Origin of the sequence: Paenibacillus sp. UNC496MF, from assembly GCF_900113915.1 — a bacterium.
Taxonomy (GTDB): domain Bacteria; phylum Bacillota; class Bacilli; order Paenibacillales; family Paenibacillaceae; genus Paenibacillus_Z; species Paenibacillus_Z artemisiicola.
This window is the reverse complement of the sequence record NZ_FORE01000014.1, coordinates 1-24,011: the sequence shown is the minus strand read 5'-3', so window position 1 is coordinate 24,011 and position 24,011 is coordinate 1. Positions and strand designations below refer to the sequence as shown.

Here is a 24,011-nt window from a genome sequence, read left to right as displayed (position 1 = left end):
GAAGCTTTTGAGTGATAAAATTATTGTCACGGGCCGGTCGGCCTACTGCAAAATGGGGGGCATTAACCCACACGTCATTGAAATTTTGACCGAGTTCGCCGACGACCGTCCCTCGTTCATAAGTTTCCAAATAACGGATAAGATACATGGTACAGAAGACGTAATCCGTATTGAATTCTTCCTAATGAGCTGGAAAGATCTTCTGGATACCGGAACGGTAAGCGGCGTGACTTTCAACTATGTTTAATATGAGAATCGAGGTTGTAACTATGTGGACCATTTTTGGACTGACGATCCTTCTTGCTTGCGTCGGTTTATTGTTCTTACGATTATCAGGCAGAAAATCGATCGCGCAAATGACCATGCCTCAAATTTTAATTTTATTGGCAGTCGGTACGGTGCTCGGGACCGAAGTTAGCGGTAAAGGGATCTGGAAAACCATTCTGGCACTTGGAACCTTTATCGGCTTTCTCATCGTTGTCGAATGGCTCACACTTCATTCTAACCGTGCGGAGAGGCTACTCAAGGGAATGGCAGTTCCAGTCATTCAGGAAGGAAAACCAATATTAGAAAATTTACGAAGACTGAGGATGTCGATGGACGATCTTGAGAAACGTCTCCGAATTGCGGGGATCTCTACAATTGACGATATTCGGTTCGGAACCATAGAGTCGAATGGGGAGTTGGGCTATGAGCTTTATCCTCACGCCAAACCGGTCACAAAAAGAGATCTAGAGTTAGCGCTACGTACATATTTTCCACAACTTGCTGCGGAAACCGGTAAACCGGAAAATATATTCACGGAGGTTCAAACCGGTGCGCACCATCATGATATTCCTGACCACTTGCAATAAGTTAATCAGCATTGTATGGTCCGGAGCTAAGCTGTTTTCATAGGTCAAGTAACAACAAAACCCATTCGAATCCGAATGGGTTTTGTTGCAATTGGATAATTGAGCATCATGTTCGTGTCCCGGTGCCAGTCGGTATGAGCTTCCATCTGTGGCGGCTTGATGAGGCCTTCGCTGTCGATCATGACGAATGCGTCGCCGATCAGGTCGCGTAGGATATTCATCATCCGGGCGTTCTCCAGCAGTCTCCAGTATCGCGTCGTCGTGCTCGATGATGTTGCACACCTGCTGCACAATTTGCAGATGGCGGGAAGCGTGATTGTAGCCGCCTCTGCTCTCGTAGGTCCTGAACGCGGTATCCAGCCGTTCAGTATAGAAGGCGGTCTGGCGCGCATCCAGGAATTCCTCCAGCACCAAGTAACCATCCCGCTCTCCCAATAAAGCTTCTGTCCCACGTTAGTAGATTCATTCTTGCTTCCCCCTCCATGAATTACGCTTATGACTCCCAATATAGATTTTTGGAATCACCGAATAACATCGGATTAGTAGTTGCAATTCCACCAAAATTTGTGCATCTCTCACGCACCCTCTGCATCCGGCGGTCCCATGAGATGAAGCATCTTACCGCAAGTGAGCCGCCGGCGAAATCCTCCCAGCTAAGATCCGAAAAAACGTCACCCCATACTAAATCTGAGACCTTATGCCAAAGCGGGAAGGCGCGGTATGATGAGGGCAGTCAAAGGCTTATACGAGAGTTGGAGGAAATAGGCATGCTGAGTAACGCGAAGGCTCGCGAGCGCGAGGCGAGGTCCGGCAGCGCGGGGGCCGTCTGGCTGCGCAAGCTCGCCGCGCAGCGGTATTTGCAGGGCATGGCCCTGCTGGGAGCGGCATGGATGATCGTGTTTAATTACGTGCCAATGTACGGGGTCATCATCGCCTTCAAGGATTACATGATCGCAAAGCCGATCTCGGCCGCGCCGTGGGCGGGGCTGGCGCACTTCCGGGAGTTTCTGGAGGATGATAATCTTGGCCTTATGATCAAGAACACGCTCGGCATCAGTTTCTTCAAACTGCTGATCGGGTTCCCGCTGCCCATCTTGTTCGCCCTGTTCCTGAACGAGCTTCGCTCGGTCCGGTTCAAGAAAGCGGTGCAGACGATCACCTACCTGCCGCACTTCCTGTCTTGGGTGGTCCTCGGGGGCATCGTGGCGACCTGGCTGGCGGACACGGGCATCGTCAACGACGTGCTGCTCAAGCTGGGGCTGATCTCCGAGCCGATTTACTACCTGGCGGAACCGCATTACTTCTGGTCCATCGTCATCGGTTCGGATATCTGGAAGGAGCTCGGCTGGTCGGCCATCATCTACCTGGCAGCGATCGCCGGCGTCTCGCCCGAGCTGTACGAGGCGGCGACCATCGACGGCGCAGACCGGTTTCAGAAGATGCGCTACGTCACCTTGCCATGCATCAAGGGCACGGTGTCGATCCTGCTCATCCTAGCGGTCAGCGGCATCTTCAACTCGAACTTCGACCAGATCTTCGTGCTGCGCAACTCGCTGAACGAAAGCGCCAGCAACGTGGTCGACATCTACGTCTACCAGACCGGCATCGCCTCGGCGCGGTACTCCTACTCCGCCGCCATCGGGCTGATCAAGTCGATCATCGCGCTTATTCTACTGCTCGTCGCGAACTACACGACGAGGAAGCTGAACGATACGTCGCTCTTCTAATTCAACGCATCGATTCAAAAGGAGGCTATAGAAGCGTGTTCACACGAGACCGACGGACCACCGGCGAAGCCGCATTCGACCTGTTCAACGTCATCGTTATGATCCTGCTGTGCGCATTCATGCTTTACCCCGTCTGGTACGTGCTCGTCAATTCCTTAAATGACGGCAACGACGCCATGCGCGGCGGCATTTACTTCTGGCCCCGCATGTTCTCGCTGCAGAGCTACCGGGTGGTGTTCGAGGATCACAGCATCCTGCGCGCGATGTGGATCACCGTCGCCAAGACGGTCGTCGGCACGGTCACGCACGTGTTCTTTACGGCGATGGTCGCTTATGCTTACTCACGCAAGGAGCTGATCGGGCGCAAGCTGTACATGTTCCTGGGCACGTTCACGCTGTTCTTCAGTGGCGGGCTCATTCCCTATTACCTGCTCATTCGCGACCTGCATTTGCTGGATCATTTCCTGGTCTATATCATTCCGGCCTTGTTCAGCTTCTTTAACCTGATCATCTTTCTCTCGTTCTTCCGGGAGATTCCCGAGGGGCTCGAGGAGGCCGCGAAGCTGGACGGCGCGAACGACCTGATGATCTTCATCCGCATCATCATTCCCGTCTCCATGCCCGTCATCGCCACGATCGCGCTGTTCACCGGCGTCGGACAGTGGAACGATTACTTCACCGGCGTCATCTTCATCAACGAGCCGAGTCTGCAACCGGTCCAGACCTTCCTGTACCGGATCGTCTCGGAAAGCGGCAGCACGCAGTTGCAGTCGGGCAGCATCAACCGCACCGTTACGATGCAGTCGATCAAGCTCGCGACGATGGTCATCACGACGCTGCCAATCGTCATCGTGTATCCGTTCCTGCAGCGGTATTTCGTCAAGGGCTTCATGATCGGCTCGATCAAGGGCTGAACCGAGGCGTTAAGCGGCGCTCGCCTCCTGGGCGGCGGCGCTTGGGCATAGCATGCCAGGCAAGGGAATCACCAAATCAGAGAAACGAAGGGGCTGGAATTCTCACATGAACATCCGAATGCGCAAATGGTCGACGGGCGCCCTGGCGGCGGCGCTCGCGCTTTCGCTGGCGGCCTGCTCGTCCGACAACAACGGCGGGAACGACGGCGGCAATGTCAGCAATGCCGCGAACGCGAAGAACGACGGCGCGGCGAACGCCGGCGGTGACAACGCGGCCAACGCCGGCAATGCCGGCAACGCGCCGGCTCTGAACGAGAACGAGCCGGGCTGGAAACAGGACACCTCGCCCATCACGTTCGACTGGTACATGAACTTTTCCTGGGGTCCATCCTCCTGGGGCGAAAACCTGGTCTCCAAGTACATCACCAAAAAGACGGGCGTTAACATCAAATTCATCGTGCCGGCGGGCAACGAGAACGAGAAGCTGAACACGATGATCGCCTCCGGCAAAATGCCCGACTTCATCACGCTGGACTGGGCCAACGACGGCGTCAAGCAATTGATCGAGAGCGGGCTCGTTCTGCCGCTCAATGAGCTGGGCAAGGAATACGATCCCTACTTCTTCAAAGTGGCCGACGAACAGAAGCTCTCCTGGTATGCCCAGCCAGACGGCAATTCGTACGGATATCCGAACTTCTCTTCGTCGCCGAATGACTATCAGACGTACGGCAAGTCCTACACGTCCAACCAGACGTTCCTCGTGCGCAAGGACATGTACGAGGCGATCGGCAAGCCCGACATGCGGACGCCGGAAGGCTTCCTGAACGCGCTCAAGGCGGCGAAGGAGAAGTTCCCGAAGGTCAACGGGCAGCCGCTCATTCCGATCGGACTGACGGAATTCGGCGATGACGGCAGCTATTCGTTCCTGGGCGGAACGAAGCTGGATTCCATGCTGCAGAACTTCCTCGCCATCCCGATGGAGAAGGGCGGCAAGCTGTACGACCGCACGACCGATCCGGAGTTCGTCAAGTGGCTGAAGGTCTTCCGCCAGGCGAACCAGGACGGCCTGCTGCCGAAGGACGTCTTCATCGACAAGCGCCCGCAGATTGACGAGAAGGTCACCCAAGGCCGCTACTTCGCCATGCTGTACCAGGCGGGCGATATGTCGGGACCGAACGGCGAACGGTACAAGAAGGATCCGAACTCGGCGTACATCGCCATCGACGGCCCGGCGAATTCCAACCTGGACACGCCGACGCTGAGCGGACCGTCGATCGCGGGCTGGACGCTGACGCTCATCTCCAAGGACGTCAAGGACAAGGCGCGCGCCATCCGCTTCCTGAGCTACATGCTGAGCGAAGAAGGCCAGAAGGATAATTACCTAGGCGAGAAGGGTGTCACCTACGACACGATCGAGGGCAAGGACCAGTTCCTGCCGGCGATCACGGAGCTTAAGCAGAAGGACCCGGACAAGTACGGCAAGGAATACGGGCTCGAGAGCGGCTATTGGATGCTGTATGACTTCAACCAGAACCTTCAGTGGGCGCTGCCGCCGACGGAACCGGATAAGCAGTGGAAGGATTGGACGCAGGGGAAAATCACGAATTTCTCGGCGTTCGACCTGATCAATCCGTCCGGCCAATCGGAGGAGGGGATCGCCGCAAACAAGATCGCGATGCTGTGGGGCGACTATCTGCCGAAGATGCTGCTGTCCAAGTCGGAGGACGAGTTCGATATAGTGTTCAATGAATTCATCGAAAAGCGGAACGCGCTTGGCTTCGAGAAGGTCATGGCCTACCGGCAGGCGAGATACGAGGAGAACATCAAGAAGCTGGGCCAATAGCGGCCTGCCGGGCGGGACGCGCTCGGCAAGCCGCTCCAATAGCCCCAGGGGGCCGGCGGCAGCGCCGGCCTCGCTTGAGTCTATCAAGCGACCGAAGCCCCTGCTAGAATAGGGATGGTCCTACATTCCAACGAAACAGGGAAGTGATCCCTTGCCTGCCCGCTTCATGTCCACCTTGCATAAGCTGACCGCGCGGCTCGAGCGGCTATCGATCCAGAACCGGCTGATCGCGGCGTACCTCGTCGTGATGCTGATTCCGATGCTGGTCATCTCGGTCTACGTCTTCAACGAATTCTACGAACGTAACATCGACAGCCTGGCGCGCGCCGGCGAGTCGGAAATGCAGCTGGAGCAACTCAGCATCCGCAACCATATCGAATCGCTCGAGCGAATGGCGCAGCTGACGCTGTCGGACCAGTCTGTGGTCGACTACCTGTCGCGGACCGGAGAACCGTCGGCGGAGGAGTTGATCGCCTTCAACCGAACGACGATTGCGAACCTGACGCGACTGCAGTACAACAACCCGCAGATCCGCAACCTGCGCGTGTTCTTCGATCAGCCGGGCTTGTACGAGGTCTGGCCCTTCTTCTTCCGCGAGGACCGTATCGCCGCGAAGCCGTGGTATCCGGAGGCTAGGCATCCGGAAGGCAAGGAAGTGTGGAAGCTGTTCGCGACGGAGAACAATCCGCTCGCCACGGCCGAACAGACGCCGCTGCCATTCCCTCACGTGTCACTGTTCCGAGAGGCGGACATTCCGGCCGGCCATCACTTGGGCATCGTCGAGGTCGAAATGTCGATGGCGGATTTTTTCCCCAAGACGTTCAGCCCCATCGGCCAGCCGGATTCGCAGATGTACGTCGTCACGGACGACGGGCGCGTCTACTTCAACGAACAGAGCGATTTCGCGGTCCGGTCCGAGCTACCGCCCAAGGTCGTACAGGAGCAGCTTCGCCGGTATGCTGGGCCGGGCGGGCAAATGTTTCAATTTACGCACGACGCCAAGCCGTACTTGGCGCTCTATGCGCCGGTCGATACGCTCGGGGTTCGTCTCGTGCACGTCGTCTCGCTGGACGACGTCCTCTCCGGCGTGCGCGGCATTCGCAACAAGATCATCATCGCGAGCGTGATCCTAATGGTCCTGCTGACGGCGGCCACGTACCTGATCAATGCCTTCATCCTGAAGAAGCTTCGCGCGCTGAGCGATTCCATGAAGCGGGTCAACCGCGGGGATTTCAACGTGGCCATTCCGATCAAGGGCAGTGGCGAGGTCGGCGAGTTGGCCCATCATTTCCGGAAAATGCTGCAGAAAATCAACGGCCTGATTGCTGAGGCGGTCAACAAGAATGCCGCGACCAAGGAAGTGGAGCTGAAGTCGCTCCGCAACCAGATCGATTCGCACTTCCTTTACAACACGCTCGAGAACATTAAGATGATGGCCGAGGTGGAAGGGCAGGACGCGATCTCGGATGCGCTCACCTCGCTCGGCGGACTGATGCGCTACAACCTGAACTGGTCGGGGGACTACATTCGGCTGAAGGACGAGATCGCGCACATCGCGAACTTCGTTGCCATCATGAATATCCGGTACAACCAGCTAATCCGGCTGCAGCTCGCGATCGATCCCCGCTTCGAGGAGCACGAGGTGCTCAAGATGTCGCTGCAGCCGATTGTGGAGAACGCTGTCCATTACGGCATGGAGACGGGCCGCCGGAGGCGCGGCATCGTCATCGCCATTTCCTGCCGCGAGGAAGGTGGGACGACGCGCATCGAGATCCGCGACGACGGCGGCCGGCTGACCGCCGCCAAGCTGGATGCGATCCGGCGCAGGCTGGCGATGGACGACGCCGAGCTGGACCGTGAGCGGGGCCGGATTCCGCGCCTCTACGGCACGGGCGGTGAATCCGGATTCGGCGCTTCTGGCGGTTCGGGCAGCAGACAGGGAGGCAGCGGCATTGGCCTGCGCAACGTGCATCAGCGGCTGCAGCTCTTTTACGGCAAGGATTACGGTCTCGAGATCGACTGCGCCGAAGGCGAATGGACGGCCGTGACGCTGAATGTTCCTTATCTCATCTTATCGGGAGGCAACGCCGAGCATGCGAAACTTGTTGATCGTCGATGATGAACCGCATATTCGCCACGGGCTCCAGGCGATGATCCGGCGCGAATTCGCGGACGCCTACGAGATTGCGCTCGCGGAGGACGGCGAAGAGGCACTGGAGCTGCACCGGGAGCGGCCGGCCGACCTCGTCATTACAGACATCCGCATGCCGGGCATGGACGGCATCGCCCTTATTCAGGAGCTGCACGCGGGCGATCCGAAGCCGGCGGTTATGATCCTGAGCGGCTACGACGATTTCCAGTACGCGAAGGAAGCGATCAAGTGCGAGGTGAAGGAATACCTGCTGAAGCCGGTCGTCCGGGAGGACCTGTACATGGCGGTTCGGCGGATCACGGAGGCGCTTAACCGCAGCGAGCAGGCCACGTCGCGGCTGCGGCAGTCCGACCGGATGCTGGAGGAGCTCCGTTCCAGCCGGCTGAACAACATCCTCCTGAACGGTCAGCTGCAAGCGGTCGACGTGCGCGAGCTCTGCGAAAGTATCGGGCTGGGCAGCTTCCAGGGCGAATATTACGTCGGTCTGGTCGCGCTGCCCGAGCCGGACAGCCAGTCGGTCAAGCAGGAGATGCTGCTGCACCGTCTCCTGACGCTGATGGAGGCCTGCGCGGGAGTCGCCGAGGACGGCGGGCCGGGCAGCTTCGTCCATACGCTGGACCAGGACGGCCGGCTCGTCCTCATTACCCGGACGGCGGGCGCGCTGGAATGCCTGGATGGTCGGGCGGCGGAGAGCGGCCTCGGCGACTTCCGGATGGGCGTCGGCGGCAGCGCGTCGGAGCTGGCCGCGCTGCGCATCCACTATCTGGAGGCGGCCAAGGCGCTCAAGTACGGCTTCCTCTACCCTGGGGCGCGGCTGATCCCGTACGGAAGCGTCGAGCGCAAGGAGCGGAGCTACCAGCTCCCGCTCGACCGCATCCGCAAGATCGCCAACATGCTGGGCACGAACCGGCTGAAGGAGATGAAGGCACTGCTGCACGAGGTGCTGGACGTCGAGGTCATCGGCCGGTACGACATCTCGTACCTCGAGCGGCTGAGCGCCGCACTCAACGAGCTCGTCTTCGACCGGGTGTTCCAGATGTACGGCGAAGAGACGATCGAGATTCTGCGCATGTACAAGAAGGTCGGCAGCATGTACGGCTGCGGCAGCTTCCATGCCTACGCGCACGGCGTCGAGCGGCTGCTCGAGCAGCTGAACGATTACGTGGCCGACATGAAGAGCGTGCATGTCGACCAGAAGGAAATGAAGCAGGCCATCGCCTATATCGAGGCCAATTATGCGAAGGACATCAGCATGACGCTGGTCTCGAACCACGTCTCGCTGAACTATACCTACTTCAGCCAGTCGTTTAAGGCATTCACGGGTGAGAATTTTGTCACCTACCTGAAGCGCGTGCGCATCGCCCGCGCCAAGCAGCTCCTCGAGACGACGGACCTGAAGGTCGCCGAGGTCGGAGAGCGCGTCGGCTTCGGCAACGCGAAGCATTTCACGCGGGCGTTTCGGGAGATGGAGGGCATCGCCCCCGGAGAATACCGCGACATGCAAAGCCCTTTTAGGAAGTGACTCGGCCCGGTCGCCGGCCGGCGGCCGGAGAGGGGGTGAGGCAACGCAGCCATACGAGACGGAGGTTCGTCAAGCTTGATTCGTTTTGACCGCAGCTGGAACGTTACGGAAGAAACGCAAGTCCGATCCCTACTTACGAGGAGGAATTCATGGATGACGCAAGCTCTGAAGACCCCGCGGCAGGCCGTCCGCAAAATCCGGAAGCCGTTCGCCGCGGCCCTTGTGCTCTGCATGCTGTTGTACGCGCTTTCATTTCCCGCGTCGGCCGACGCCAGCCCGCCCGTCAACCCGAATGCGACGGACAATGCCAAGGCCGTGCTCAATTACTTGTACAGCGTATCCGGCAATCATATTCTGTCCGGCCAGCACAACTACACGGAAGATCCGGCCGGCTGGTCGGCGCAGGTCGTCTCGGCCACGAGCAAGGCACCCGCTGTCTGGGGCAACGACTTCGCTTGGGAGGAGCTGGCCTCCGCCCGCCAAGGCATGGTGAACGAAGCCATCAACCAGTGGCAGCAGGGCTCGATCGTGACGATCAGCTGGCACCAGCAGAAGCCGAACGACCCGGCAAATGCCGGCTGGAGCAGCGTGCAGGGCTGGTACACCGAGCAGGAGATGACCGAACTCGTCACGCCGGGCACCACGCTCTACAACCAATGGCTGGCGCAAGTCGACACGATCGCCGACTACCTGCAGCAGCTCAAGAACGCGGGCGTGCCGGTGCTCTGGCGCCCGTACCACGAGAACAACGCCGGCTGGTTCTGGTGGGGCGGCCGTCCCGCGCTGTTTAAGCAGCTCTGGATAAACATGTACGACCGGTTCACGAATTACCATCATCTCGACAACCTGATCTGGGTGTGGTCCACAGCGTCCAATAATGACTGGGCGGAGCCGCTCGCCGATTACTATCCGGGCGACGCCTTCGTGGACGTGCTCGGCCAGGACATCTACGACGGCTTCCAGACGTCGTACTACAACGAGCTGGTCTCGGTGTCGAACGGCAAGCCGATCGCAATCACGGAAAACGGCGGAATGCCCGACCCGACGGCGCTGGCGAACCAGCCGCTCTATACGTACTTCCTGACGTGGGGCGACCATTTCTACAGCGAGAATTCGTCCGCGCAAATTCAGGCGACGTATAACGACGCGCACACACTGACGCGGGACGAGGTCGTCATTCCGCCGGCGCCCGCCGCCGGCGAAGTGAACATCGACGACACCGCGACGGGATCGGGCGTGAACAAGTTCATGTACTCCGGCTCGTGGAGCACGAGTACGGGCACGGCCAAGTACAACGGCAGCGACCATTACTCCGCGACGACAAACGACGTTTACCAGGTCACGTTCAGCGGCACGAAGATCAAGCTGTACGGCTCGAAGGACGCGCATCACGGCATCGCCGCGGTCTCGATCGACGGCGGCGCGGAGACCAACGTCGACTTCTACGCGGCGACGCGGGCCGACAATACGCTAATCTGGACCAGCCCGACGCTCGCGGCGGGGAACCACACGCTTAAGGTCCGCGTGACCGGCACGAAGAACGCTGCCTCGACCTGGACGGTCGTCACGGCTGACCGCGTCGCGGTGACAGCGGCCACGCAGACGACGATCAACGACGCGACGACCGGAACCGGGCTGAACCAGTACGAGTACGCCGGCAGCGGCTGGAGCACGAGCACCGGCTCGTCCGTCAAGTACAACGGCGACGATCACTATTCGGGCACCACGAACGACTATTACCAATTGCGGTTCAACGGCACGCGCATCGAGCTGTACGGCACGAAGGACGCGCATCACGGCATCGCGGCGGTCTCGATCGACGGCGGCGCGGAGACGACCGTCGACTTCTACGCGGCCTCCCGCATCGACAACACGCTCATCTGGACCAGCCAGACGCTGGCCGCGGGCAATCACATCGTGAAGGTACGCGTGACCGGCAACAAAAACGCGGCCTCGATCTGGACGGTCATCACGGCCGACCGCGCGGTCGTGACCTCCTAGAGCCCGCTTCGGGGCCGATATAGGGCCCCTCTCTAGGCCGCTCAAGGCCATCCCCGCCCCGTGCTGCCGGCCAGCGAGAAGGCCCTGGCGCGAGAGCGCGAACGTTACGAACGCATCGCAAATCCTACCATGCAACGCATATTGAAGGAGGTTCACCCGTTATGAACAACATGCTGAACGCCATGAAGCGCAGCTTCCTGGCACTGGCCGCGCTCGCGATCGTGCTTTCCGCCTTCCGCGGGCCGTCCACCGCGTCCGCAGACCCGCGTTGGGCCAACCCCAACATGACCAAGGAAGCGCGCGAGGTCCTGAAGTACCTGTACAACCAATCGGGCAAGGGCATCCTGTCCGGCCAGCACAATTACGTCGACGCGCTGAACGACTGGTCGAACAAGGCCGCCGAAATCACGGGCGAATACCCCGCCGTCTGGGGCAACGATTTCGCATGGGGCGAAGTCGCGTCCATGCGGCAGGGCGTCGTCGACGCCGCCATCGACGCCTGGCGCCATGGATCGATCGTCACGCTGAGCTGGCACGCTGAGAAGCCGGACGCGCCGGACAATGCCGGCTGGTGGGACGTACAGAGCTGGTACACGGAGGACGAGATGCGCGAGGTCGTCACGCCAGGCACGGAGAAATACAAGCAATGGGAGAAGAAGGCCGACGAGATCGCCGGCTATCTCAGCCAGCTGCAAGCGGCGGGCGTACCCGTCATCTGGCGCCCGTACCACGAGAACAACGCCGGCTTCTTCTGGTGGGGCGGCCGGCCGGAGCTCGTAAAACAGTTGTGGACCAACCTGTACGACCGTTTCACCAACATGCATCACCTGAACAACCTAATCTGGAACTACAATACGGCCTCCTATAACGAATGGTCCATGCCGGTAGACGATTTCTACCCCGGCGACTCGTACGTCGACATGGTATCCGTAGACATCTATGACAGCTTCAAGCCATCCTATTACGAAGATACGCTTCGCATCGCGAACGGCAAGCCGATTGCGATCGGCGAATGCGGCATGTTGCCGGATATCGAGTTGATTCAGGAGACGCAGCCGCTCTATACGTACTTCCTCGGCTGGGGCAACATGCTGACGGGTAGCAATACGTTCGAGCATATCGCCGACGTTTACGATCATCCGTATACGACGAACAAGGACGAGGTCAAGCAGGCGATATTCAAGTGATCTCGGGTTGAACCGGCGAATCGATGACCGGATCGAAACGGCTAATCGATCAAATCGGCAGACCCCGCCTTACGAGGAAGGCGCGCAGCCTCTCGCTTCTCTCGGGAAGCAGGGGCTGTTTGTCGCGTGCATGAAGGTAAAGCTTTCCTGGACGAATTGGGGGGAACTAGAAGAAGAAAGAAACTCCTTTATCCCGATATTTATCCGCGGACAGCAAGAAGGAGTATTCTCAGACGGCGATGCCTACAAGCTACTGATTTTATTCCTTGCGGTTGTTAGCGGGCTTATACTTCAGGATGCGAAAACGATGGGAATGGATTGGAAGCAGGAAGTTGACCGTCTGCTGAACATATTGACGAAATAGATAGCAAGCCAGCCTGTGATAGGCTGGCTTGTTGCCGTTATAGGCAGAGGACGACATACGTATCTGACTAGTCAAGACGTATCCAACAAGAATCGAGTTTGTTCCCGACGGTATAACTGCTTCCACGATTGTTGAATATGAGCGGCTGCTTGTTTATAGGTCCAGCTCATTCTCAGCATTTGAAAAAATAGGGGTTGAGATTCTTATTTCTTAATCATTTCTATACTTCATAATCATAAAAAACGACGAGTATACATTACTTAAGATTGGCAAAACTGCTTTTAGAGGAAGGTGAGAGTATGACTAAAAGTCGAGACGATCAATGGACCGAACAGCAAGATGAAATTTTAGCACAAACGATTATCAATAATTTGGAGAATAACGGTACTCAACTTGAAGGATTTCAAGTGGCGGCACAACTTCTTCAGCGTACAGCGGCAGCTTGTGGCTTTCGTTGGAATAAGGAAGTTCGAAAACGCTATTTGGAAGAAATCAAGTTGGCCAAGGAACGTAAGGCAGAGATCAAAGGTGTTCAAAAAAGCAAGCCAAAAAGCAGAGTTTCAGAGATACCAGTTGGTTCAGGTGATTTAATTAGTCAAGTAACAAGCTTAATTGAACAATTGGTGACTGAGAATAAAGATCTACGCGCTCAGGTGGAAAAGCAAGAGAGTGAAATTGCAAAGCTAAATTATGTTTTGCAGAAAGCACGAGATACCATGAGTGCCGAGGTTCGCTTGAAGGCTAAAGCTCAAATTTAAATCACAAAAGCTTGAAAGTAAGCAAAAAAATGACCCAAGCATGAATGCATGGGTCATTTTCATTTTCATTTAAGACAATAGATATTATTCTTCAGTTGCAGCTGCGGTTTCTAGAATTTCCTCCGAAGCAGTTACTTCTTTTGCCTTATTGCGCGATCCAGGTTTACGTCCACCACGGCGTTTTGGAGCAGCCTCTCCAGACAGTTTAAAGTGTTCATTAATTAACTCAAGAATGTCTCCATATACTTCGATACTAACTTGTCGGATAAGCGAGGATTGATGTTCTGATCCAAATTGATTCTCGATACGTAATCCGCGTTCTTCTTGTTTTTTCAATGACTCAATTTTATCGTAGAATCCTTGAACAATCATTTTATTATAAGTATTAGGCAAATCCTGTCACTCCTCATCAGTATTTTTCTCAACTTTGATACTTTTGAACTCTTGAATACCAATACTAAATAAAGAAATTCGCCAAAAAAGGATGAATTCCTGCTAATCAAATTATAGAATTAATATAAAATATCGATTTTCCGGATTAGTTGAAAGACCTTAAATTAGTACTCCGCTACGTTGTCGGTAAATAGCGGATTCTACCGAAAATTATGCTCGAACATATAATGGGTAACTCCATATTAGGAGAATATGAATCAACGTTATTCTCATTTATAAGGATCTGGGTTTCCATCCATTAAAATCATTCTCTACAATGCCATAACCATGACAAATTTTAGAAGGTTAAAGTGTCGAAATGCCTTAATAATTTATTGGTAAAATTGGGTGAACCGCTGCCATAGCCTCCTTCTTTGCTTTATCACTAACGTGTGTATATATCTAAGTCGTCGAAATATCTTCATGTCCTAGTAGCTCTTGAAGCGTTTGAAGATCTACATGTCCACTAGCCAATAAATTAGTTGCAAATGAATGCCGTAACTTATGAGCTGATAAGGGAGTTTCCTTATACTGAGGATATTCTACTTTAAATGTATGAAACGCATGCTCGGCTACGTATTGAATTGCACGTTTGGATAACCGGCGGCCTAAAGAGATGAAAACCGGATTTATTGGTTTGGGAACTATGGAAAAACCGATGAGTAAAATTTGTTGAGGGCCGAGTACCCAGCCTTTTTTTGGATAGAATATTTCATAGTGACAAATTAGTACAAAACAGATGGGGAAATAAAAATTGAAAAAATCATGGATCCAATGGCCGTACTTGTTTTAGTCGTATCGCTTATTTTTACAGCATACGGCAAAAAAGCGGATACTAAAGCAGGTGCACCGGCTCACGTTCAGGCCGAAACGGTCACGCCTAAATTCGATCAAGCGATTCCGAACATCCCCAGCAAGTCTCTCATCGCTGTCGAAGTCGACTATGCACCAGGCGCGGCTTCCTCGCCGCACACGCATGCGAAGTCCGCCTTCATTTACGCCTATGTGATTTCGGGTGAGATCGAGTCGAAGGTGAACAATGGCGAGACCCGCGTCTACAGGACCGGCGAGAGTTGGTTCGAACCGCCGAACGCGATCCACCAAATCAGCCGCAACGCGAGCAAGACCAAGCCAGCAAAGTTGCTCGCGGTTTTCGTCGTCGACTCAGACGACAAGCCGCTCACCACTGCCGTCAAATGAGATTGAAAGGAACAGAACGATGAGCCAGAGGCTCAACTAAAACCAGATCGCTTCCAACGGACCAATTGGACAGATAGGCACACCGTCGTTTCCAATGGTAAAATCACAACGGCTGCTGTTCAAGCTCTGACACATCAAACGATGCTGCAGGGCTTTTTTTATATCTGTAGCCGGGCGCGTCAAGAGGGAACTGTAAGAGGACAACAACGAAAAACAGAATCGCTTAGGCGGCAGAGCCATTTCCAATAAGAAAAAAGGAGCTTACTTCAATTTGGGTGCGCATTTCTTGTATAAGGGAGATGCGTATGCGACTTTCAAGGAAGTGAGGCTGACCTTGCAAGGAAAGCGGCCTTCATCGTTCGCTTATGGCGTTTGGAAAGTGAAATTGAATAACTTACTAATTTGCTTACGGGATTGATCAGACCGTGCTGCTTAGCAATTATTCGCGTGCCGCTTATCTAAGTAACGATGGCGTGCAAGTCATATCGCTCATTAAGTCCAAGGGAAAGAACCGGACCCGGATAAAGATTCGCAAGAACTGGAAGGAGTGCTAGATTTGATGCAGCCATACTAAGTTACTTTTTTCGAAAACAACAATCGCCCGGCGATGGTTGTTTTTATTTACTGTTCGACATTAAGGCGCCAATAGAAAGGAAAATTCCCCTGTTGCATGAAGTCCAAAAACCTATGATGGCCTGTCAGCCTGTGCATGTCGGCGTCCGCTACGAAGCGTCGGGCGGTTTCCTTGTAGAAGCCAGGAGGAGTCGTCGGAGGTCGTGGATTTGTTCAGGCTACCACAAGCTGGCTTGTGAGGTAGCAGTTATATTGGTGAACCAAAGCGAAACTAATCACCATATATAGAGACCGAACAGCAATCAAAAAAAAGCCCCAGCGAATGCTCGCTGGGGCTTTTATCCTTCTCACAAGGGATGCCTACTGTCCAGTTAGCAGACGTAAGAAATGCTATTAAACCAGAAGATTGAGCCGCAGTCGCTATTTAGGGAAATGTTCGATCTAGGCGTTATTAAGGGGTATGTGGACGGCAAATTCAAGCCATTGAATCTGGTAAGGAAGGCCAGCCATCGCATTTAAATCGCAAGTTCTAAACCGAGAGCTGTGCAGATGGGGATGGAACAATGTGAAATGCCTGGGCTGCGTATGACCGAGTGACCGCATGGAGAAGTTTACGCTTCCCGTAGTGTTCATCATGATCGATTTGGAATGCAACGTCTTCGATTTCCCGTATTCGTGATTAATATAAGAGTAGCTTATGTTCAGTTCTCTTGTAAATGGTATTTCAGTTACTTCCATTTTACATGAAACCGAACATGGGCCTTTTGCATTTAAACCGTCACGATCCCTACACAATTCAAGATTGACAGGCTTTAACAGCAATATGGTTATTCGTATCTTTACCGTGAACGAAATAATGGATAGAGTGATGTAAAATTTAGTCGATCCTGTAAAAAGTGACGATTTACAATTCCTTCTTACCTGACATACAGTTTATCCAAGGTAACAGCTTCGGCGATGAGAGCAGCCTGAAAGAGAAGCAACTCAACATCCTTGCCGGGAGCATACTGAAATGTAGCAAAGTTCTTAGATAGAGTGCGCGGAACCATACGGTGAATATAGATAGATTAGTTAAGAAGGAGTTAAATTCTTATCTGAGAGGGAGCGGATGGATCAGACGGTGGTTGCGATCGGTCCAACTGCGAAGTTAGAGGGAGGTGAAAAAACTCCGCCTGTCATGATCGATTTGAATTGTACGTCTCCAATTTCCCGCGGTTCGTTTAAAATAGGAGCAGCTCATGTTGAAATCTCTTGTAAATGGTATTTCAGTACTTCCATTTTACATGAAACCGGCATGAGCCTTTTGCTTTTTAACCGTCGCGGTTCGTTTACAACTCGTCATCTACTATTTCTCTGAATGTGACTATGGAGGATTGAGGGAGCATGATTTTAAAATTCATAAAGGAAAAAAGAAAAATATTTATATCGTTATTATTTTCGTATTTAACCATAATTTTAGTATCGTTGATTATAAGCGCCGTAGCCTATATACAATCCGTTCGAGTCATTCAAACGGAAATCAATAAAGCCAATCATGCCATGCTAAAACAACTACAGGATACGATAGATAATAAACTGAATGACATCAACAAAATAATAAACACGATTATGCTGGATAAGAACGTTATCGCACAATGCAATCTTATTGAGCCTATACAGCCAGCTTACCGTTTATCCATGTTGCAAGTAATCAGTACCATTGGGACCTCTAAGGTCACAAACAGCTATATTAAGGATATTTTCATCTATGTTCCTAAAAGAGATCTAATCGTGTCCGACAAAGGGACAAGCAGCGGTATGAAATATTTCAATTCATATTATCCGAATGAAGTGCATGATGAAGAGGCATGGATAAACTTTTTAAAACAGCTGCATAAGAGGGATTTTTATCCAATGACATCAAGAAATACGGAATACCCCAATTTGGGTGGCGTGGTGCTTCTTCAATCGATTCCGTCTTATGGTGTTGAGGAAAGTAACGCAACGCTTGGGATTATTCTTGACCGTGCATTTCTAGAAAACTCATTAAGTAATTTGAATAAAGGTTTAGGGGGGAACTCCATCATTATAAATAGCCGGAATGAGGTAGTTGCGTCTTTAGATAATCAGAGCGATCTGAATGTTCCCGATTTAAACCTGAATGGAAATCAAGGTTCGTTAAAATTAAAACTTGGCAGCTCCAAAGTTGACTTAACGTATATCAAATCTGCAAATGTAGACTGGAGCTACATAAACATTGTGCCGAGATCGTTTTTTTCCAAGCAAGCAAAGGATGTTATTAAAGTCATGTTAGTATGCACGTTTTTATGCCTTATTGGAGGGACATTCGTAGCGCTATTGTTCGCTAGAAAAAATTATAATCCGATTGATAATATAATGATGATGTTTTCAAAAATAGGGAAAATTAAATATGATCATAGCTTAAATGAATTCAAATTGATTGAAAAATCGATGTTGAGTATTATCGATGAAAATAAAAGCATTACAAGCACATGGGAACAGCACAAGGAAACGCTTAAAGATAATTTTCTCAACAGATTAGTAAAGGGATATATTAAAAGCAGTCTGCCTCTCGATGACAGATACAGTACATATGGCATAGATCTCAAGGGTGATCATTTTGTGGTAATCGGGTTCTACTTAGAGGATGTAGGTAAAATTCATTTTTCCGAAAGTGATGAAAGCGATGACAAATCCATAGAACTAGCACAGTTTATCGTTCGAAATATAATGGAGGAATTGGTTGGTAAGCATTTTAACTGCGTTTTTTTCGAAGTAGATAAATCTATCGTGTGTATAGTGAATATCGATAAATCACCCGAGGACACCGCCTTCATTCAAAATGAAATAATCAGCGGGAAAAACTTGATTTTCGATAAGTACGGCATCCTTTTAACTGCCTCAATAAGTAATGTACACTCTACGATCAGCGGTATACCTGAGGCGTACAAAGAGTGTCTTGAAGCTGCGGAATATAAAATTGTCGTAGGCGATAACAATATCATCCTGTATAGCGACATTTATCCTCCTGACAGAATTAATTTTACCAATACGTATCCAATCGAAGTTCAGCAACAATTTATTAATAGTATAAGAGCCGGCGACTTTGCGCATGCAAAACAAGTCATGCAGCATGTATTCGACCAGAATTTTGCGAATCCCAATATTTCGTTGGATATGGCTAGATGTCTTATGTTTGCTATCGTAAATACGATGATAAATGCATTTAATGATAGAGGTTTGATATACGATAGCAAGTTTATTGAGAGCCTTAATCCTTTTCGAAAATTAATTGAATGCCAAACTATTTTTAAAATGCAAAAACAAATGATGGATATTCTATTGAAAATAGAGCAGGCTTACAATGAAAAAAATAAGGGCGTAAATTCAAGCAAAAGCATGGAGATTATTGCCTATATTGAACGCCATTACAGCGACAGTTCTTTAAGCGTGGCATCTATTGCTTCTGAGTTCGGGCTAACGCCTGTTTATATGTCGAGATTTTTCAAGGGTCAGACAGGGGAAGGTGTCTTGTCTACAATAAACAAAACCCGATTAGAGAAGGCAAAAGCTTACCTGCTGGATGATGAATTGAATATCAAGAATATTGCCGAATTAACAGGATTCTTGAACAGCAATATGTTTATTCGTACCTTTAAAAAAAATGAAGGGGTAACCCCGGGGAAATATCGTGAACTAAATAATGTTTTAGATCGAAGTTAAATTTAGGTGATCGAGTAAAAAAATGACGATTGACTAAATTTGGTGCCCTTTATGCTTGTGAATCTATCGAAGCGTTCAAAAGCGCATCTAAACGTCGATAGTTGACTATTGGCGATGAAGATTAAAGTGACGATTTACGGTTCCTCCCTACCTGACATACAGTCTAACTAGGGTAACCAAGTTAGGACCTGTTAACTTGCTACCTGGATCGGAAACACAATAACCCAGAGGGGGAATGGCAATGAAGAAAATGAAGAAATTAGGTCTTACACTATCTTCATGCATACTTGTCGCTTCAATGGTTCTATCTCTTGCTGCTTGTGGGAATGACACAAACAATTCCGAAAACACACCAGACAGCACTGCAAACACGCCAGACAGCACTGCAACGAATGGGGCGGGGTCGTTAGAGGATTTTGCAAAATTCCAAGGCACGAAGCTCACGTATTGGCACCCGTTTAGTTCAACCTATATCAAAAGCATAAATGATAACATGGTTGTTCAGGAAATGGAAAAAAGAACGGGGATTAAGGTAGATTATATTACGCCACCTTCTGGACAAGAATCAGATGCATTTAACTTAATGATTGCCTCCGGAGAGCTTCCGGATATTATTCCCGATCAGGGATATAAAGGTGGCGGACTCAAAGCTGTACAGGATGGCGTATATCTAAAATTAAATGACCTTATTCCGAAGTACGCTCCAAACTATGCGGCGGTGTTGGCTCAGAATTCTGATTTCGCTAAACAGGCCAAAGAAGATGATGGTACGATATGGAGCTTCAAGATGCTGCAGACAGATGAAGAGCCGTCATGGGCAGGTCCAGCAATCAGAAAAGATTATCTTGACGAATTGGGACTGCAGATACCTAAGACGATTGACGATTGGACCAATGTTCTTAGAGCGCTTAAGGATAAGAAAAAGCTCGAAACGCCAATGCTCTTACAATTAAAGAGCAAATTTGGTGCTGCAGAAGCATTTGCCGGTACCTTTGGTTCTTCCTATTCCCAATTTTTGAATAAAAACGGGACTGTAGTTTACGGCCCGATCGAGCCTGGGTTCAAAGACTTCCTTACCTTAATGAATCAATGGTATAAAGAGGGTCTAATTGACAAAGATTTTGCAACACGCGATGATACAAGCGCCGATGCACAGGTTACATCTGGAAAAGCTGGCGCAGTTGCTGTTGCTTTTTACGGAAGCTTTGGTCCGTGGGCTACTTCGGGTAAAGCAACAAACCCCAAATACAATTTAGTGCCGACGACTTATCCCGTCCTTAAAGCGGGAGATGACCCTGCTAAGACCATACACGTCGGAAACAAGAATTGGTATTCAAAAGGAAGCGATATTGCGATATCCGCAAAAAGCAAAAACGTTGAAGCCGCATTAAGATGGCTTGATTACCGATATTCGGTAGAAGGGTTTATGTTGTTCAACTATGGAGTTGAAGGCGTATCATACAACTGGGTTGACGGGCCTGTGGAGCAGAAGGACGGCCCCGGATTCTTCCCGCCAGCTCTGAGTGAAAGAATTAAAACGCAGCATCCTGAGTTTACTGATCTTTTAACGAAGAATCCGGATGGCGTGGATTTCTGGACTGCAATTGATAAATATAAATCCCTTTATGAGGCATATCTTAGAAATCCGCTATCTTATGTAATGGCTCCTGAAGTTTATGATGCGATGGATAAATGGAGCACCCCAGAAAAGGATTACAATATGCCACCCTTGTCATCAACCGATGAAGAAGTCAAAGTAAATGCCGAAGTTATGACTCAAATCAATACGTATCGAGAGGAAATGGTTTACAAGTTCATAATGGGTGAAGAACCTATCGGTGATTTTGATAAGTATGTCGCGCAAATTAAAAAATTGGGTATCGATAAGATGATTAAAATCACTCAAGATCAGCTTGACCGGTATAACAATAGATAACCAATATTATTTTATGGGATGGCAAATCAACAGATTACCATCCCATATCGCTTTAATTTGGTAGGAAGGATGATTTATTTTGATCGTAAAAGCCCATAACAGGAAAAAGAACCTTCTAAAAACAGACTTCAAAAAAAATAAATACATTTATTTAATGGTTTCTATAGTTGTTGCGTGGTATATCATATTTGCCTATATACCTATGTACGGAGTGATTATTGCTTTTAAGGACTTTAATCCAGGGCGTGGAATTCTCAATAGTCCATGGGTCGGACTCGACAATTTCAAATCATTTTTCATTGATCCAAACTTTCGGCGCGTAATTACAAATACGTTTCTTATCAATATTTATGACATCTTATGGGGCTTTCCCGCACCTATTATCCTTGCTTTGTTAATGAATGAAGTTAGAAGTAAGATATTCAAAAAAACGGTTCAAAACTTGACCTATCTGCCTTTTTTCATATCAATCGTAGTTGTATGCGGTATCATTATCGATTTTACCTCTACCAATGGACTAATTAATCAGTTGCTTTCTCATGTTGGTTTTGAAAAAACGAACTTACTAGCTAATAAGGATCTATTCAGAACCATATTTGTTGGTTCCGGAATTTGGCAAGGTATAGGTTGGGGGAGCATTATCTATCTTGCTGCCTTGACGAATATTGATCAGCAACAATATGAAGCGGCTACGATTGACGGAGCTGGACGTTGGAAACAATTACTTCATATTACGTTACCGGGCATATCCTCTACGATCATTATCCTTTTAATCCTCAGAATGGGCTCCATTATGAGCGTAGGGTTCGAAAAGATCATTCTTCTATACAATCCTTTAACCTATGATACTGCCGATGTTATTTCTTCCTATGTTTATAGAAGAGGTCTTTTAAATGCTGATTATAGTTATAGTACGGCAATCGGACTGTTAAATTCATTGATAAATTTCTTGTTTCTTATAGGAGCTAATTGGCTTTCAAAGAAATATTCGGAAAATAGCTTGTGGTAAAGGGTGTGTTAAAAATTCATAAACGTTCAATGAGTGAAAAAACGTTCGATTTGTTTAATATCATTTTCTTGTCTGTGCTTTCCATGGCATGTATATATCCTATGCTATATGTAATTTTCGCTTCATTAAGTGATCCGAGGCTATTGATGCAACATGAAGGAATATTGCTAAAACCTCTTGGGTTTACATGGAAAGGCTACTCGTTGGTGTTAAATAATCCTAATATCAGCATTGGATATTACAATACCCTTTATTACGTTGTGGTTGGAACATTGATTAGCATGATTCTTACTTGCTTCGGGGGATATGCGCTATCAAGAAAAGGGGTTCTATTTTCAAAATATATATTAATTCTAATAACCATAACGATGTTCTTTAGCGGCGGTCTTATTCCGTTTTACTTGTTAGTTAAGGATTTGGGAATTTACGATACGAGATGGGCTATTATTCTCCCAAGCGCAATAAGTACATGGAATCTTATTATCATGAGAACGTCATTTATGCAGATTCCTGAGAGCCTTGAAGAATCTGCTAAGATTGACGGAGCAAATGACTTTACTGTTCTTTTTAGAATCATCCTTCCATTATCAATGCCCATTATTGCGGTTATGGTGTTATTCTATGGTGTAGCCATGTGGAATTCATGGTTTAATGCGGCAATATTCCTTAGAGATCGAAGTACCTTTCCCCTCCAGCTGATCCTTAGGGAAATCCTTATTCAAAATGATAAAGGCAGCATGTTACAAGTACAAAACGGAATCAGTGGTCAAGCGGAGGACATGTATAGAGCGCTCATTCAGTATTCGACCATTGTGATAGCGACGTTACCCATTCTCATCGCCTATCCGTTCTTGCAGAAATACTTTGTCAAGGGTATTATGGTCGGCTCATTAAAAGGCTAGTGACAACGAGAGCTTTAAAAGTGAAGGGGAAACACCTTGGTACAGTTGTGAGGAGGAGTATAGTTTCGCGTTAATTTCTCCTAAGGCTTGACAAGCGGCAAACTCGGCAAGTGTTTACTGTGGCCCTACGTGCTCAAGTTTCCAAGCTTCAAGAAGGTAAACCGAGAAGATAATGAGTAGTTGGCGCCAGGGCATGTGCTGCCTTGGCGTCTTTAATTACGCCCATTCTCCTTGGTCATTTCGACTAGGATCTACCTGATGACTTTACAGCGTCCACAAAGTAAAAGTATTGGCGAGACCATGACGTTGAATCTGTAGGATGTATGAGTTCATGAACATAGCAACTACTGTCCGTAGCAGGCGGGAACCTCTTGTTCCTTGCCGACTCCCCGTTCGAACGGACTCATGGAGGCCGGGTTATTTCGCGGATATTGGGGTATCCGTCGTACTTTCTGACCGTGATTAAAGAATGGGCATACGCCGATATTTTCTTTGAAATGACTGACGCTACCGCATCGCATGCATTCGCGGAGGACTGTGGGGCGTATGCTACCATATACTCACCACCATTGGTTTTGCAGCCCTGACGATCGTCTCGTGGGCATCGCGTCCGAAGAACCGCAAACTTTAACTGACAAGGCGTTTATGTTACAAGACAAGTTGCCGGTTCTTGGGGTGTTATGAATGTGCGGCAGGCATGAGAAGATATTGGAAGAATAATCCCCAATAAGTTGAATGAAGAAGAATATCGCCAGAGGAGAGATGGAAATGTCCGAAGCCGACTGTAATTAGCAGTCGGCTTCTTGTATTTTCCAATGCGAGCGGATATTTAAACAAAACCTTCAAGAACAACCTTACCAATCGTCTTATTGCTCTCCAATAGCTTGTGAGCTTGACGAAGGTTCTCTGCCGAG

Annotated in this window: 19 protein-coding genes; 17 read left to right on the top strand and 2 right to left on the bottom strand. The window is 50.1% G+C overall.

The features are described from left to right. Positions 1-248 precede the first annotated feature (248 nt). From BMZ79_RS24450 to BMZ79_RS24400, 11 genes are all read left to right on the top strand, one after another. Entirely contained in the window at positions 249-854 is a 606-nt protein-coding gene (locus BMZ79_RS24450) for a DUF421 domain-containing protein (RefSeq protein ID WP_218154767.1), read from the top strand. Between the two features lie 180 nt (positions 855-1,034). After that, positions 1,035-1,292, top strand: a complete 258-nt coding sequence (locus tag BMZ79_RS34785) for a hypothetical protein (RefSeq protein WP_218154765.1) — start codon at positions 1,035-1,037, stop codon at positions 1,290-1,292. A gap of 329 nt (positions 1,293-1,621) precedes the next feature. Then, a complete protein-coding gene (locus BMZ79_RS24440; RefSeq protein WP_090645209.1) occupies positions 1,622-2,581 on the top strand; it encodes an ABC transporter permease in 960 nt (319 codons plus the stop codon). 35 nt (positions 2,582-2,616) lie between these two features. Further along, positions 2,617-3,495, top strand: coding sequence for a carbohydrate ABC transporter permease (locus BMZ79_RS24435; protein WP_256253084.1), 879 nt, complete (start codon positions 2,617-2,619; stop codon positions 3,493-3,495). Positions 3,496-3,601: 106 nt separating this feature from the next. Further along, positions 3,602-5,338, top strand: a complete 1,737-nt coding sequence (locus tag BMZ79_RS24430) for an extracellular solute-binding protein (RefSeq protein ID WP_090645206.1) — start codon at positions 3,602-3,604, stop codon at positions 5,336-5,338. Between the two features lie 166 nt (positions 5,339-5,504). Continuing rightward, positions 5,505-7,457 carry a sensor histidine kinase gene (locus BMZ79_RS24425; protein WP_090645203.1) on the top strand — a complete coding sequence of 651 codons (1,953 nt, stop codon included), beginning with the start codon at positions 5,505-5,507 and terminating at the stop codon, positions 7,455-7,457. Next, on the top strand, positions 7,432-9,012 hold the full coding sequence (locus BMZ79_RS24420; protein ID WP_177222311.1) for a response regulator: 1,581 nt from the start codon (positions 7,432-7,434) through the stop codon (positions 9,010-9,012). Before BMZ79_RS24425 ends, BMZ79_RS24420 begins: the two co-directional genes overlap by 26 nt. Before the next feature lie 153 nt (positions 9,013-9,165). Beyond that, the gene (locus BMZ79_RS24415) at positions 9,166-11,013 is read left to right on the top strand and encodes a glycosyl hydrolase (RefSeq protein WP_090645195.1); all 1,848 of its coding nucleotides are present in this window, start codon (positions 9,166-9,168) and stop codon (positions 11,011-11,013) included. A gap of 161 nt (positions 11,014-11,174) precedes the next feature. Then, positions 11,175-12,200: a glycosyl hydrolase gene (locus tag BMZ79_RS24410; RefSeq protein WP_090645192.1), complete on the top strand. Its 1,026-nt coding sequence runs from the start codon at positions 11,175-11,177 to the stop codon at positions 12,198-12,200. A gap of 130 nt (positions 12,201-12,330) precedes the next feature. Beyond that, positions 12,331-12,564 (top strand): hypothetical protein, encoded by a 234-nt coding sequence (locus BMZ79_RS24405; protein ID WP_177222310.1) that lies wholly within the window; start codon positions 12,331-12,333, stop codon positions 12,562-12,564. A gap of 299 nt (positions 12,565-12,863) precedes the next feature. Further along, a complete protein-coding gene (locus BMZ79_RS24400) occupies positions 12,864-13,322 on the top strand; it encodes a hypothetical protein (RefSeq protein WP_090645189.1) in 459 nt (152 codons plus the stop codon). Positions 13,323-13,406: 84 nt separating this feature from the next. On the opposite strand, the gene BMZ79_RS33745 is transcribed toward BMZ79_RS24400, so the two are convergent. Together BMZ79_RS33745 and BMZ79_RS35650 are read right to left on the bottom strand one after the other, a co-directional pair. Beyond that, the gene (locus tag BMZ79_RS33745; protein WP_143089061.1) at positions 13,407-13,715 is read right to left on the bottom strand and encodes a hypothetical protein; all 309 of its coding nucleotides are present in this window, start codon (positions 13,713-13,715) and stop codon (positions 13,407-13,409) included. Positions 13,716-14,156: 441 nt separating this feature from the next. Beyond that, a complete protein-coding gene (locus BMZ79_RS35650) occupies positions 14,157-14,372 on the bottom strand; it encodes a tyrosine-type recombinase/integrase (protein WP_371263795.1) in 216 nt (71 codons plus the stop codon). A gap of 147 nt (positions 14,373-14,519) precedes the next feature. On the opposite strand from BMZ79_RS35650, the gene BMZ79_RS24390 reads away from it, so the two are divergent. From BMZ79_RS24390 to BMZ79_RS24370, 6 genes are all read left to right on the top strand, one after another. Continuing rightward, positions 14,520-14,954 carry a cupin domain-containing protein gene (locus BMZ79_RS24390; RefSeq protein ID WP_218154763.1) on the top strand — a complete coding sequence of 145 codons (435 nt, stop codon included), beginning with the start codon at positions 14,520-14,522 and terminating at the stop codon, positions 14,952-14,954. A gap of 1,681 nt (positions 14,955-16,635) precedes the next feature. Beyond that, positions 16,636-16,884, top strand: coding sequence for a hypothetical protein (locus tag BMZ79_RS33740; RefSeq protein WP_143089060.1), 249 nt, complete (start codon positions 16,636-16,638; stop codon positions 16,882-16,884). 26 nt (positions 16,885-16,910) lie between these two features. After that, a complete protein-coding gene (locus BMZ79_RS24385; RefSeq protein ID WP_090645186.1) occupies positions 16,911-19,250 on the top strand; it encodes a helix-turn-helix domain-containing protein in 2,340 nt (779 codons plus the stop codon). A 241-nt stretch (positions 19,251-19,491) separates the two neighbouring features. Further along, positions 19,492-21,186 carry an extracellular solute-binding protein gene (locus BMZ79_RS24380; RefSeq protein WP_177222309.1) on the top strand — a complete coding sequence of 565 codons (1,695 nt, stop codon included), beginning with the start codon at positions 19,492-19,494 and terminating at the stop codon, positions 21,184-21,186. A gap of 79 nt (positions 21,187-21,265) precedes the next feature. Then, on the top strand, positions 21,266-22,195 hold the full coding sequence (locus BMZ79_RS24375; protein ID WP_256253082.1) for an ABC transporter permease: 930 nt from the start codon (positions 21,266-21,268) through the stop codon (positions 22,193-22,195). Between the two features lie 29 nt (positions 22,196-22,224). Continuing rightward, positions 22,225-23,097 (top strand): carbohydrate ABC transporter permease, encoded by an 873-nt coding sequence (locus BMZ79_RS24370; RefSeq protein WP_090645180.1) that lies wholly within the window; start codon positions 22,225-22,227, stop codon positions 23,095-23,097. Positions 23,098-24,011: the final 914 nt, after the last annotated feature.